Annotated in this window: 14 protein-coding genes; 6 read left to right on the forward strand and 8 right to left on the reverse strand. The window is 68.5% G+C overall.

The window, feature by feature from the left end; genetic code table 11:
* Positions 1 to 4: 4 nt before the first annotated feature.
* The 3 genes from ACFWPK_RS12530 to ACFWPK_RS12540 all read right to left on the reverse strand — a co-directional run bounded on the left by ACFWPK_RS12530 (position 5) and on the right by ACFWPK_RS12540 (position 1,938).
* On the reverse strand, positions 5 to 652 hold the full coding sequence (locus tag ACFWPK_RS12530; protein ID WP_378914900.1) for a sigma-70 family RNA polymerase sigma factor: 648 nt from the start codon (positions 650 to 652) through the stop codon (positions 5 to 7).
* A 128-nt stretch (positions 653 to 780) separates the two neighbouring features.
* Positions 781 to 1,527, reverse strand: coding sequence for a DUF3159 domain-containing protein (locus tag ACFWPK_RS12535; RefSeq protein ID WP_378914838.1), 747 nt, complete (start codon positions 1,525 to 1,527; stop codon positions 781 to 783).
* Positions 1,528 to 1,530: 3 nt separating this feature from the next.
* Complete coding sequence (locus tag ACFWPK_RS12540) at positions 1,531 to 1,938, reverse strand: OB-fold nucleic acid binding domain-containing protein (RefSeq protein ID WP_101466671.1); 408 nt, start codon at positions 1,936 to 1,938, stop codon at positions 1,531 to 1,533.
* A 74-nt stretch (positions 1,939 to 2,012) separates the two neighbouring features.
* Here ACFWPK_RS12540 and ACFWPK_RS12545 point away from each other — a divergent pair, with 74 nt between their 5' ends.
* Positions 2,013 to 2,777: an alpha/beta fold hydrolase gene (locus ACFWPK_RS12545; protein WP_378914840.1), complete on the forward strand. Its 765-nt coding sequence runs from the start codon at positions 2,013 to 2,015 to the stop codon at positions 2,775 to 2,777.
* Positions 2,778 to 2,883: 106 nt separating this feature from the next.
* Here ACFWPK_RS12545 and ACFWPK_RS12550 read toward each other — a convergent pair whose 3' ends face one another.
* On the reverse strand, positions 2,884 to 3,783 hold the full coding sequence (locus ACFWPK_RS12550) for a DUF3710 domain-containing protein (protein WP_378914902.1): 900 nt from the start codon (positions 3,781 to 3,783) through the stop codon (positions 2,884 to 2,886).
* Positions 3,784 to 3,788: 5 nt separating this feature from the next.
* The gene (gene dut / locus ACFWPK_RS12555) at positions 3,789 to 4,259 is read right to left on the reverse strand and encodes a dUTP diphosphatase (RefSeq protein ID WP_266290988.1); all 471 of its coding nucleotides are present in this window, start codon (positions 4,257 to 4,259) and stop codon (positions 3,789 to 3,791) included.
* Between the two features lie 72 nt (positions 4,260 to 4,331).
* On the opposite strand from dut, the gene ACFWPK_RS12560 reads away from it, so the two are divergent.
* Positions 4,332 to 4,868: a DUF3093 domain-containing protein gene (locus ACFWPK_RS12560; RefSeq protein WP_378914842.1), complete on the forward strand. Its 537-nt coding sequence runs from the start codon at positions 4,332 to 4,334 to the stop codon at positions 4,866 to 4,868.
* A gap of 84 nt (positions 4,869 to 4,952) precedes the next feature.
* Here ACFWPK_RS12560 and ACFWPK_RS12565 read toward each other — a convergent pair whose 3' ends face one another.
* Positions 4,953 to 5,255 carry a DUF4193 domain-containing protein gene (locus ACFWPK_RS12565; RefSeq protein ID WP_056811237.1) on the reverse strand — a complete coding sequence of 101 codons (303 nt, stop codon included), beginning with the start codon at positions 5,253 to 5,255 and terminating at the stop codon, positions 4,953 to 4,955.
* A gap of 375 nt (positions 5,256 to 5,630) precedes the next feature.
* Here ACFWPK_RS12565 and cei point away from each other — a divergent pair, with 375 nt between their 5' ends.
* A complete protein-coding gene (gene cei, locus ACFWPK_RS12570; RefSeq protein ID WP_378914844.1) occupies positions 5,631 to 6,314 on the forward strand; it encodes an envelope integrity protein Cei in 684 nt (227 codons plus the stop codon).
* Between the two features lies 1 nt (position 6,315).
* Here cei and ACFWPK_RS12575 read toward each other — a convergent pair whose 3' ends face one another.
* Positions 6,316 to 7,215 (reverse strand): inositol monophosphatase family protein, encoded by a 900-nt coding sequence (locus ACFWPK_RS12575; RefSeq protein ID WP_378914846.1) that lies wholly within the window; start codon positions 7,213 to 7,215, stop codon positions 6,316 to 6,318.
* A 108-nt stretch (positions 7,216 to 7,323) separates the two neighbouring features.
* On the opposite strand from ACFWPK_RS12575, the gene ppgK reads away from it, so the two are divergent.
* The 3 genes from ppgK to ACFWPK_RS12590 all read left to right on the forward strand — a co-directional run bounded on the left by ppgK (position 7,324) and on the right by ACFWPK_RS12590 (position 10,839).
* A complete protein-coding gene (gene ppgK / locus ACFWPK_RS12580) occupies positions 7,324 to 8,082 on the forward strand; it encodes a polyphosphate--glucose phosphotransferase (RefSeq protein WP_378914847.1) in 759 nt (252 codons plus the stop codon).
* Between the two features lie 246 nt (positions 8,083 to 8,328).
* Complete coding sequence (locus ACFWPK_RS12585) at positions 8,329 to 9,702, forward strand: RNA polymerase sigma factor (RefSeq protein ID WP_358187302.1); 1,374 nt, start codon at positions 8,329 to 8,331, stop codon at positions 9,700 to 9,702.
* A 246-nt stretch (positions 9,703 to 9,948) separates the two neighbouring features.
* Positions 9,949 to 10,839 (forward strand): MHYT domain-containing protein, encoded by an 891-nt coding sequence (locus ACFWPK_RS12590; RefSeq protein ID WP_378914850.1) that lies wholly within the window; start codon positions 9,949 to 9,951, stop codon positions 10,837 to 10,839.
* Here ACFWPK_RS12590 and ACFWPK_RS12595 read toward each other — a convergent pair whose 3' ends face one another.
* Positions 10,840 to 12,018, reverse strand: a complete 1,179-nt coding sequence (locus ACFWPK_RS12595; protein ID WP_378914852.1) for a cation:proton antiporter — start codon at positions 12,016 to 12,018, stop codon at positions 10,840 to 10,842.

Genomic DNA, 12,018 nt, shown 5'->3' on the forward strand with positions numbered 1-12,018 from the left:
GTCCTTACGCCACTTTCAGTTCCGCGCGCAGCTTGTTGAGCGCGCGGTGCTGCATCACCCGGACCACGCCCGGGCTGGTGCCGATGGCCTCGGCGGTCTGGGCCGCGCTCCAGCCGAGCACGATCCGCATCACCAGCACCTCGCGGTGATTCGGGGCGAGCACCTTCATCAGTTCGTGGGTGGCGGCGCGGCGTTCGAAGGCGAGCACCCAGTCCTCCGGTCCCGCCGACGCGCTCGCGGTGTCGGGCAGGTCGGCCGTCGGGTAGGCGGTGTGCTTGCCGCGGCGGAAGGCGTCGGAGACCTTGTTGGCGGCGATACCGTAGACGAAGGCCAAGAACGACTTGCCCTGATCGCGGTAGCGCGGGATGGCGGTGACGGTGGCGATCAGGACTTCCTGGGTGACATCGTCGGCGGTGACGGTGAGATGGCCGGTGGTGCCCATCCGCGCCGAGCAGTACCGGCGAACCAGCGGGTGCACCAGGCGCAGGATCTCCGCGACGGCGTCGCGGTCACCGCGGGCGGCCGGGCCGATCAGCGCGTCGAGTTCGGCGCCGATGCGCTTGCTCTCCGACAGCACCGGTGCCGGCGTCTTGGCGGCGGCGTCGCGGCGGGCCGCGGTGGCCGGTCGCTCATTTCGGTGCTCGGTTGCCATCATGGTCGCCGGTCCTCTCACGATCATCGCGTATTTTTCGGTACGCATTGATCGTGCGACGAACAGGCGGTCGCGACCAGGCACCCCAGGGTGGGTACTTCCCCCCTCCGGCGGCGCGCCACCCACCCTTACGCGGACACGGATTCCGTTCCGGCGCCGGGCTTGTCAGCTTTCTCGGCAGGCAGATGTCCGGCGCGTCGCACCGCCCAGACGGTGACCACCAGCGCGATCGCGGTGAGCGGCCAGCCCATGCCGATGCGCGCCACGGCCAGCCAGGTGGTGTGGTCGGTGTCGTAGAGCTGCGACTGCACCAGGTAGCGGGCACCGAACACGACCACCCAGACGCCCGTTGCCAGGTCGTAGAGCTTGCGGATGCGCTTGTCGGTGCGCCAGCGGTGACCGTGCCCGTTGAGCGCGCCCCAGATCACCCCGACGAGCGGTCTGCGCAGCAGGATCGACAACGCGAACACGCCCGCGTACACCAGGCTGGTGTAGATGCCGAACAGGAAGAAGCCCTTGGCCTCTCCCACTCGCTGGGCGATGAGCGCGCACACACCGACGCCGAGGAAGCCGGAGATCGCCGGCTGGATCGGGCTGCGCTGTACCAGCCGCCAGATGAGGATGGCGGCGGCGACGCCGAGGGCGGCCCAGATGGCCACGGTGAGGCCCGCGAAGGTGTTCACCGGGACGAAGACCAGAACGGGGAGGGTGGAATAGATCAGGCCGCTGAAACCGCCGAGCTGTTCGAGCAAGGTCTGTTCGGCCTTGCCGACCTCGGTGTCGATATCCGGGTCCACCGATTCATCGGTGACCACGGGCAACGCCACGGTGGCTTCGGGGTCCGCGGCGTGGCGGTACTCGTCGCTGGAGGGCATACGTCAGCTGTTCCCGCGCAATTCGTAGTAGGGGTTGAAGATCACCTTACGGCCGTCGCGGTCGCCGACGCGGCCACGGACCAGAATGCGCCTGCCCGGTTCGATACCGGGAATGCGCCTGCGCCCGATCCACACCAGGGTGATGGCGTCGGTGCCGTCGAAGAACTCGGCCTGCACGGTGGCACCGGCCGCCTTCGGACACGCCTCGACACTGCGGAGCCTGCCCAGAATCGTCGCCTCTTCACCGCGACAGCAATCCTTGGCCCGCCGGGCACCGGAGGCATCGACAGTCTCGGCCAATTCCTCGGCGTCGAGCTGATCGATATCGGCGGTGAGACGACGACCGAGTCGACGAAAATATCCCGAGTCCGGACCCGATCCCGACTTGTGTCCGCCCGTGGATGACGACATGTCACGCTTCTCCCGCTAGTTGGCCGTACACCGCCACTGTAGATGGGCAAACGCCCGGCCGCTACGCTCGGTCGGTGTTGTGCACCCCACCCCAGGTCACCGTGGTCGCCCTGCCGGGGACCGGCTCCGACGCCGATTTCGCGGCCCGCGCGTTCGGGCCTGCCGCCCATGCGCGCGGACTCGCTTTCCACGCCGTCGAACCGGACCCGCAGGCCGTGATCGGGAGCTGTACCGCGGCTTTGGACGCTGCCGCGGAGCGCGGTCCGGTCCTGGCCGCGGGCATCTCCCTCGGCGCCGCGATCGCGCTCGACTGGGCAGCCGAGCACCGTACCGCGGTAGTCGGTGTCATCACAGCATTACCCGCCTGGACCGGTGCCGAAACCGCCGCGTGCCCAGCCGCATTGAGCGCATCGGTTACCGCCGAGCAACTACGAGCCGACGGCTTGGAGGCAGTGATCGAGCGGATGCGGGCGTCGAGCCCGCCGTGGCTGGCCGACGCGCTGACCCAGTCGTGGCGTGGGCAGTGGCCGCATCTGCCCGCGGCGCTGGACGAGGCCGCGGGGTATGCGTGGCCGTCGCTGGCAGCGTTGGCCGCCAACGATGTGCCGGTCGCGGTGGTCGGCGCGAGCGACGACCCGGTGCACCCGATCGCTGTCGCCGAGGAATGGGCGGCAACATTGCCGTCGGCCCGACTGCATCGAGTGACACTCACCGAGCTGGGCGCCGACCCGGCAATACTCGGGCATGCCGGATTCGCAGAGTTGAGCGCGTTGCTCCCAGCGACCACACAGACAACGAACAGCCTTGCAGGACAACTGATTTCGCGAGTACATGGGTAACTCGCCGGGCACGTCCAACACGCCACCCGACCAAAACCGCCGGCCCGGCAAGTAGCTGAACCGCCTCCCCACGACCGGCAAAAGTCGCGGAGAGGCGGCGCAGCCCCTAGTTCAGGCCCAGTTGTTGCATGGCCGAACCGTCCGCGCCTCGACGCGGCTCGTCCGGCAGCTTCGGCGGGAGGGCCGAGGGCGGCGGGGCGGCCGCGGCGGCCGCCTGTGCCTCCAGGGCGTCCTGCTGGGCCTGGACCTGCTGCTGATGGGCAGCGGCCAGCTGTTCGGCCAGTTCCTGCGGCAGGACCACCGGGAGCGGGTCGCGCACGGGCAGGGGGTCGGTGCCGCGGCGGACCACGGCGTCGGCCAGGACCGCGCGGGCGGCGGTGATCAGCGGGCTGCGGTCGTCGACGGCACCCTTGGGACCGGCGGCGACCAGACGGATCATCCAGCGCGGACCGTCGACGCCGATGAAGCGCAGGTCGGCGCCCTCGGTGATCGCCTTGACCTCACGACCCCACGGGCCCTTCTCGACGGCCACGCTCGCGCCGTCACCGCGCAGCGACTCGGCCAGATCCGCGGCGACCGTGCGCCACTGGCCCGCCGACTTCGGCGCGGCGTAGGCGGCGACGGTGAGCCTGCCGTGCTCGGTGGCCAGGTGCACCGCCTGCGGGGTGCCGTCGGGGCTCATCTCCACCTGCAACTGCCCGCCCTGGGGCACCGGAATGAGCACCGAACCCAGGTCGAGGCGCCGCGCGATCGCTTCGTCGGAGACCTCGCTGATGTCGTAGGGGCCCGCGGCGGCATCGGGGGCGTGGTCGAAGTTGCCGTAGATGCGCTCATCGGTCGGCGCGTCGTCGAAGTCGAGGCGCGCGAAGTCGGGGCGCTGGAACTCGTCGGTGTCGTACTCGTCGGAGTCCGCGTCCAGGTCGTAGTCCGCCTCGTCGTACTCGACCTCGTCGTACTCGACGTAGTCGGCATCGTCGTCGCGCGCGCGCTTCTTCTTTCCGAACAGACCCATCACGCCTCCTTGCCGGCCAGGCTGGCATGCCCGCCGCTCGACCCGTATCCGCCGGTGCCACGGGCGGTGTCGTCGAGATCGTCGACCTCGGCGAAATCGACCAGCTCGACCCGCTGCACCAGCAACTGCGCGATGCGGTCACCGCGTCGCAGCTCGATGGCGGTGCGTGGGTCGTGGTTGATCAGGCACACCTTGATCTCACCGCGGTAGCCCGCGTCGACCGTGCCGGGCGTATTGACCACCGACAGACCGGCCTTCGCGGCCAGGCCCGAACGGGGATGGATCAAGCCGACCGTGCCCATCGGCAACGCGATCGCGATCCCGGTGCCGACCAGCACCCGCTCGCCCGGTTCGATGATCACATCCTCGGTGGTACAGAGGTCGACGCCCGCGTCACCCGGATGGGCACGCGTCGGCACAGGGATGCCGGGATCGAGCCGCCGCAGCGGAATCGGTGCAAGTGCGTTCACATCGGTCGAGACTACGCGGTCGAGGCCGGACCTTCTCGTCGCAGCCCTGGTGCGGTGACCTAGTGTTGAGGGGTGCCCGACCAGCCCGATTCCCCGACGACCGCGACCGCAGACACCGACCACCGCGCGCCGAGCGCGCAGGGTCCGTCGCCCTACTCCGAGCGCCTGTGGGTGCCGCTGTGGTGGTGGCCCGTCGGCTTCGCGATCGCGGGCCTGCTCGCGGCCGAGATCCACATGGGCGCGCCGGGACTGCGGGCCTGGCTGCCGTATGTGCTGCTGGCGCCGGTCCCGGTCTGGATTCTGTTGTGGATGAGCAGGCATCGCCTCGAGGTCACCGTGGCCGACGACGGTACGGCGGAACTGCGCGTCGACCGTGCCCACCTGCCGGTGAGCTTCGTCGCGCGTGCCGCGGCCGTCGCGCCGACGGCCAAGAGCGCGGCGCTGGGCCGGCAACTCGACCCCGCCGCCTATGTGCAGCATCGGGCCTGGATCGGCACGATGGCATTGCTGGTACTGGACGACCCGGACGATCCGACGCCGTACTGGTTGGTCAGTACGCGTAGGCCGGACCGGGTCTTGGCCGCGCTCGGACTCCCGAGCGCGGGCTGACCCTTCCTCGCTGATCCGTACCGGATCAGACTGCGCAGCCCGTGCGGATCAGTTCGCCCGCAAGGTGCCGCGCATCGCCTGCCTCTAGAGCGCGCAGTCCATGCAGATCAGCTGGCCACCCTTCTCGGTGGCCAGTCGGCTGCGGTGATGCACGAGGAAACAGCTCGAGCAGGTGAACTCGTCAGCCTGCTTCGGGACCACCCGAACGCTGAGTACCTCGTCGGACAAATCCGCGCCGGGAAGCTCGAACGATTCCGCTGTATCGGATTCGTCGATGTCCACGACGGCGGACTGCGCCTCGTTGCGGCGCGCCTTCAGCTCCTCGAGCGAATCCTCCGACACCTCGTCGGATTCGGTGCGCCGCGGTGCGTCATAGTCGGTTGCCATGTCGTCTTCCCCTCAGTCCTTACTCCGTATATCCCGGATCAGTCGATTGCCGTAACCCCGCAGGGGTCCGGCGTTCGTACCGCCCCGCCGGTGGTGCACCTCACACGTGCACCGGTCGTCTATCAGGTTCGATCGGCTAGCGATCTACTCCGACAGCGTTCGGTAAACGCAGGACATGCCCTTGTTGTTCCCGCGACCGACCACCGTTTCACCGGTAAATATTCGATCTGGGCGGCCAGACAATAGCGGACCAATGGGCGAAAGTCGCAATCAAACCCCCGCCGAGCCGAAACCGACGACGAATCGTCACCTGCCGGGAAACTCGCCGAGACCTCCCGGACTCGCGCACGGCCGTGGGACTCGTAGAGTGAGCGCGTGGTTTCACTGATCACCGAAGGCAGCGCGACTGATCGCGACGGCAAACCCTTTCCGCGGCGGCGGCCCGAGCTCTGGCTCGCGCTGGTCCTCGTGCTGGCTCTGGTGAGCCTGTTCGTCTGGATCACGGCGTTCCGAACCCGTGACGAGAGCAACGAACCGATGGCGTGCAACGCGCCGAGCACGCCGACGGCCACCAACGCACCGAAGCCCGCGGCACTGGGTACCCGGGTGGGTCCGACGCGACTCGCGGAGGTCGACCCGGCGGCCCTGTCGGAGTCGCGGGTGCGGGTGTTCAACGCCAACGGCAAGAGCGGCCAGGCGGGCAACATCGGCGCGGCGCTGGCCGACCTCGGCTTCGCGGGCGCGCCGGGGACACAGGTCGGTAACGATCCGGTCTATGTCAGCGGCGACCTCACCTGCACCGGTCAGATCCGGTTCGGTGTGAACGGTCGACCGGCGGCCGCCTCGGTGCAGCTGATCGCGCCCTGCGCCGAGCTGATCGAGGATCCGCGCACCGACGACACCGTCGATCTGGTCCTCGGGCAAGCGTTCGGCGAGTCGCTGCGCCCCGGTGCCGACGCCGAGGCGGTGCTCCGGTCGCTGAAGAACCTGGCTCCCGGAGCCAGCTCGTCCTCGATCGACCCCGACCTCCTCGACGCCGCGCGCGAAGTCAAGTGCTGAGTTAGTCCGGTAGGGCCGTCGGCGCGCCGACACGGTCGAGGAGCCCGTCGAGGTCCTTCGCGATGCCGGGGGCGGCGACGACCGTCAGTTCGCCCGCGGCACCACCGACGGTGACCGGGGGGACGTGGACGACCGCGCCCGCTTCGGCGGCGATGAGGGCGCCCGCGGCCCAGTCCCAGGCGTTGAGGCCGTGCTCGTAGTAGGCCTCCAGCCTGCCCGAGGCGACATGGCACAGGTCCATGGCGGCGGCGCCGAGGCGGCGGATGTCGCGAATCCGCGGGAGGATCTCGGTGAGCAGCTGCGCCTGGCGGGCACGGCGCGCGCTGCCGTAGGCGAAGCCGGTGGCTACCAGGGCCACCGAGAGCGAATCCTCACTACTGCACCGAAGTGTCACACGGGTGCCGTCCGGGCGCACAGCGTGCGATCCAGCGCCCAGTGCGGCGCTGTAGGTGGTCGCGGCGGCCACATCGACCACGGCGCCCGCCACGGGCTTGCCATCGACCACCGCACCGACCGAGACGGCGTAGCCGGGCAGCCCGTAGAGGAAGTTCACGGTGCCGTCGATCGGGTCGACGACCCAGGTGACGGTGCCCGGCGCGGTGGCGCCGACATCGCCGCCGCCCTCCTCCCCCAGAATCGCGTCGCCGGGCCTGCGCTCGGCGAGCAGCCCACGGATCAGCTGTTCGGATTCGGTGTCGACGATGGTGACCGGATCGGTGACGTGCCCCTTGGTGGTCACGGCGCCCGCCACGGGTCCGCCGTCGGCGAACACCTCGGGCCTGCGGGCGCGCACATGCGCGGCGGCCGCTTCGGCGAGCTCGACGGCGAGGCGCCGCAACTGCTCGTAATCGGCGGATGTGAGGGGGGCGGTCGAAGTCTCGGGCTCGGTGTATTCGGGCACCTCTCCATCGCATCACATGTCGTGGCGCCTCGCGCGAGAGGTGACTACCGCTACTCTGCTTGCTGGTGTCTGTCAGGCACATCGACCGCGTCAGCAAGGGGTTGAACCATGTCCACTCGGGGGCACGCATTCGGGATCGATATCGGCGGCAGCGGCGTGAAGGGCGCCGAGGTCGATCTGGCCACCGGCCTGCTCACCCATGACCGCATCAAGATCGCGACCCCGCAGCCGTCGACGCCCGCGGCCGTCGCCGCGGCGGTCGCCCAGCTGGTCGCGCAGGCGGGCTGGGAAGGCCCGGTCGGCATCACCATGCCGTGTGTGGTGCTCGACGGCCACGCCAGAACCGCGGCCAACATCGACCAGGCCTGGATCGGCACCGACGCCCGCGCGTTGTTCGCCGAGGCACTGGGCGGGCGAGCCGTCACCGTGCTCAACGACGCCGACGCCGCGGGCCTGGCCGAGGACGCCTACGGCACCGCGCGCGACCTCGACGGGCTGACCCTGCTGCTCACCTTCGGCACCGGCATCGGCTCCGCGCTGCTCTACAACGGCGTGCTGGTGCCCAACTCCGAACTCGGTCATCTCGAGATCGAGGGCGTCGACGCCGAGGATCTGGCCGCGGCCTCGGTCAAGGACAACGAGGAGCTCACCTACCCCGAGTGGGCGCACCGGGTGAGTCGCGTGTTGCGTCACATCGAGGACCTGTTCTGGCCGAAGGTGATCGTGGCGGGTGGCGGCATCAGCCGCGATCACGAACAGTGGATTCCCTTGCTCACCAACCGAACTCCCGTGATTCCGGCCGTATTGAAGAACACCGCGGGTATCGTCGGCGCGGCGATGGCCATCGATGCGGGCATCGCGCCGTAGCCCGGTGCGGCCTGCGACGCAACGCCTGGGTGGCATCGTGCCATGAGTACCCTGGTTGGATCGTTACAATGGAACACGTCCGGCGGTGAGCCGGTGAAACCTTCCGGCCGCGGCCGGTCGCGAGAAGGTCGGTGAACGAGCGCCGACTTCCCCCGGCCGACGCATCGCCGGTGCAACCCGACCGACCGCTCCGCCGGAAAACCACTCTGGCGTGACGCCGCACGAGACCGTCACGAAAGGGCGTACGTGGTAGCCACGAATACCCGTCAGACCGCCGACTCGGCCTCCGACGCCGATGCCGACGACGCCGTAACCCCGGCCAAGAAAGCGCCGGCCAAAAAGGCCGCCGCCAAAAAGGCCCCGGCGAAGAAGGCCGTAGCCAAGAAGGCGCCGGCGAAGAAGGCTGCCGCCAAGAAGGCTCCGGCCAAGAAGACCGCCGCGAAGAAGGCGACCTCGGGCGAGGGCGGTGAGGAGCAGCTCGACGACGAGTCGGTCGAAGTCGACGATCTCGGTGATCTCGAAGTCGCCGAGGACGAACTCGTCGGCGAGGAAGTCGTCGTCGAAGACGTCGCCGAGGAAACCGCCGATGTCGCCGAGACCGCGGAGCCGTCCGAGAAGGACAAGGCTTCCGGTGATTTCGTCTGGGACGAGGAGGAGTCCGAAGCGCTGCGTCAAGCACGCAAGGACGCCGAGCTCACCGCCTCCGCCGACTCGGTGCGCGCCTACCTCAAGCAGATCGGCAAGGTCGCGCTGCTCAACGCGGAAGAGGAGGTCGAACTCGCCAAGCGGATCGAGGCCGGTCTGTTCGCCGCGGAGAAGATGCGCGAGTTCGCCGAGGCGGGCGAGAAGCTCTCGGTGACGACACGCCGCGACTTCAACTGGATCGTGCGCGACGGCAACCGGGCCAAGAACCACCTGCTCGAGGCCAACCTGCGCCTGGTGGTCTCGCTGGCCAAGCGCTACACCGGTCGTGGCATGGCGTTCCTGGATCTCATCCAGGAGGGCAACCTCGGTCTGATCCGCGCGGTCGAGAAGTTCGACTACACCAAGGGTTACAAGTTCTCGACCTACGCGACGTGGTGGATCCGTCAGGCCATCACCCGCGCCATGGCCGATCAGGCCCGCACCATCCGTATCCCGGTGCACATGGTCGAAGTGATCAACAAGCTCGGCCGCATCCAGCGCGAGCTGCTCCAGGACCTGGGCCGTGAGCCCACGCCGGAGGAGCTCGCCAAGGAAATGGACATCACGCCGGAGAAGGTGCTGGAGATCCAGCAGTACGCGCGTGAGCCCATCTCGCTGGACCAGACCATCGGCGACGAGGGCGACAGCCAGCTCGGTGACTTCATCGAGGATTCCGAGGCGGTCGTCGCGGTCGACGCGGTGAGCTTCACCCTGCTGCAGGATCAGCTGCAGTCGGTGTTGGAGACGCTGTCCGAGCGTGAGGCGGGCGTGGTGCGGTTGCGCTTCGGCCTCACCGACGGTCAGCCGCGCACCCTCGACGAGATCGGCCAGGTCTACGGCGTCACGCGTGAGCGTATCCGCCAGATCGAGTCGAAGACGATGAGCAAGCTGCGCCACCCGAGCCGTTCGCAGGTTCTGCGCGACTACCTCGACTAACGGTTCTACGAAAAACGAGGCCCGTACCACCGATTCGGTGGTACGGGCCTCGTTTTCGTTTCGATCGCTACATTCCCAGCGGTCTGTTTATCCAATTCACGGACGGGTGATCGTTTCGTGATCAACCCCACACTGCCGGATTGCACTGTGGAGGACACGGATTGGCGATCTTCACCGTATTGTCACGTTCAGTTTTTCGTTCTACCGCCTCAGGTCTGCGGTATCGGCATTGAGGGTTTTTCGCGCGTGCTCGACATTTATCACTTCAGCTACGGCTGGATCACCCCTGTTCTCGCCTACTTCATGTCTGTCACGGGCTGTCTGCTCGGGCTCCAGTGCGCGGCTCGGGGTCGCAATGCCGCCGAGGGACGGGTCGGCTGGCTCATCGGCGCCGCGATCGCGATCGGCGGAACCGGCATCTGGGTCATGCATTTCATCGCCATGCTGGGCTTCACCATCCGCGGCGCCGACATTCGCTACGACATCCCGTTGACGCTGTGCAGCGCGATCACCGCGATGGTGGTGGTCGGGATCGGGCTGTTCATGGTCAACAAGCCGCAGCCGACTCTGCGCTCGTTGCTCGCCGGTGGCACCATCACCGGCCTCGGTGTCGGGACCATGCACTACACCGGCATGTACGCGATGAAGTCCAGCGCGACCGTGAAATACGACCCGGCGATCGTGGCACTGTCGATGGTGATCGCGGTGGTGGCTTCGATCGTGGCGCTGTGGTTCACGTTGCGCGTCAAGGGTTTTCTCGCCACCGTGGGTGCTGCGCTGATCATGGGCGTGGCCGTGTGCGGCATGCACTACACCGGGATGGCGTCGATGCACGCCCACACCGGGCATCAGACCGCGCCCGCGACGGGCGCCGAGGCGATGGAACTGCTGGCTCCGCTGATCGGGGTGAGCAGCATCGTCACCATGCTCGTGTTGATCAGTGTGAGCCTCACCGAGATCGAGAACGAGGAAGCGCTACCGCGCATGTGGCTCACCTCCCGGCACCGTCCGCGGCCGCGACGGGTCAGGCCCACACCGCCGGTCGCGCAGTTCGCGCCGCCCGCACAGCAGGAGTACCGCACCGAGGAACTGAGTTACGACGGTGCAGGCGCCTGGCCGCGTCGCGTCGTCGACTGATCAGCTCGTCGCGACATCCGAACGGCGCCTGGCGAATTCGACCACCGGCTCGACCACGCGCGCCGCGATCGGCCCGAGGATCGCCATCAGCAGCACATAGGCCGAGGCCAGCGCGGCCAGTTTCACATCGGCCTTGCCGTAGGCGACCGCCAATCCGGCGATGACGATGGAGAATTCGCCGCGCGCCACCAGCGCCGCGCCCGCCCGCGCGCGACCCATCCGCCGGATTCCCTGCCTGCTCGCCGCCCACCAGCCGACCGCGATCTTGGTGCCGGTGGTCACCACCGCCAGCGCGACCGCCCAGCCGAATACCGGCGGGATCGCGGCCGGGTCGATCGACAGGCCGAACGCGACGAAGAAGATCGCGGCGAACAGATCACGCAGCGGCTCCAGCAGTTTCGCCGCCTCGTGCGCGGTGGACCCCGAGATGGCGATGCCGAGCAGGAACGCGCCGACCGCGGCCGAGACATTGAGCGCCGAGGCCAGGCCGGCCACGAGCAGTGCGGCGCCGAGCAGCTGGAGCAGGAACACTTCGCGATCGGCGCTGTCGAGCACCGCCGAGACCACCCGACCGAAACGCAGCGCGACCACGAGCACCACCGTGATGGTCGCGAGCGCGATCGCCAGCGAGATCAGTCCGCTCAGCAGGCTCAGCCCCGCCAGCATCATGGTCAGGATCGGCAGGTACACCGCCATCGCGAGGTCTTCGAGCACCAGGATCGACAGCACCACCGGGGTCTCACGGTTACCGAGGCGACCCAGATCGTCGAGTACCTTGGCCACGATCCCCGATGACGAGATGTAGGTGACCCCGCCGAGCACTACGGCGCCGACCACACCCCAGCCCAGGATCAGCGCCACCGCGACGCCGGGGAGCGCGTTGGCCACCAGGTCGAGCACTCCGGCCGCCCACGAGCGCCGCAGGCCGGTCATCAGCTCGGGGGCGGTGTACTCGAGCCCGAGCAGCAACAGCAGCAGCACGACGCCGATCTCGCTCGCTATGTGCCCGAACTCGGTGGCGGCGTCCAGTTCGAAGAACCCGCCGCGACCGAACGCCAGCCCGCCGAGCAGATACAGCGGAATCGGTGACATCCCGAACCGGCCTGCCACTCGCCCGCAGATCCCCAGCGCGAACAAGATCACGCCGAGCTCGAGCAGCGCCAAGGCCTGCGAGGTCAC

This window comes from Nocardia sp. NPDC058519 (assembly GCF_042719755.1).
Taxonomy (GTDB): domain Bacteria; phylum Actinomycetota; class Actinomycetes; order Mycobacteriales; family Mycobacteriaceae; genus Nocardia.

Bases quoted from the DNA above. Each gene is read 5' to 3' on its own strand.
- ACFWPK_RS12530 (WP_378914900.1), bottom strand. From the start codon at position 652: ATGGCAACCGAGCACCGAAATGAGCGACCGGCCACCGCGGCCCGCCGC.
- ACFWPK_RS12535 (WP_378914838.1), bottom strand. From the start codon at position 1,527: ATGCCCTCCAGCGACGAGTACCGCCACGCCGCGGACCCCGAAGCCACC.
- ACFWPK_RS12540 (WP_101466671.1), bottom strand. From the start codon at position 1,938: ATGTCGTCATCCACGGGCGGACACAAGTCGGGATCGGGTCCGGACTCG.
- ACFWPK_RS12565 (WP_056811237.1), bottom strand. From the start codon at position 5,255: ATGGCAACCGACTATGACGCACCGCGGCGCACCGAATCCGACGAGGTG.
- ppgK (WP_378914847.1), top strand. From the start codon at position 7,324: ATGTCCACTCGGGGGCACGCATTCGGGATCGATATCGGCGGCAGCGGC.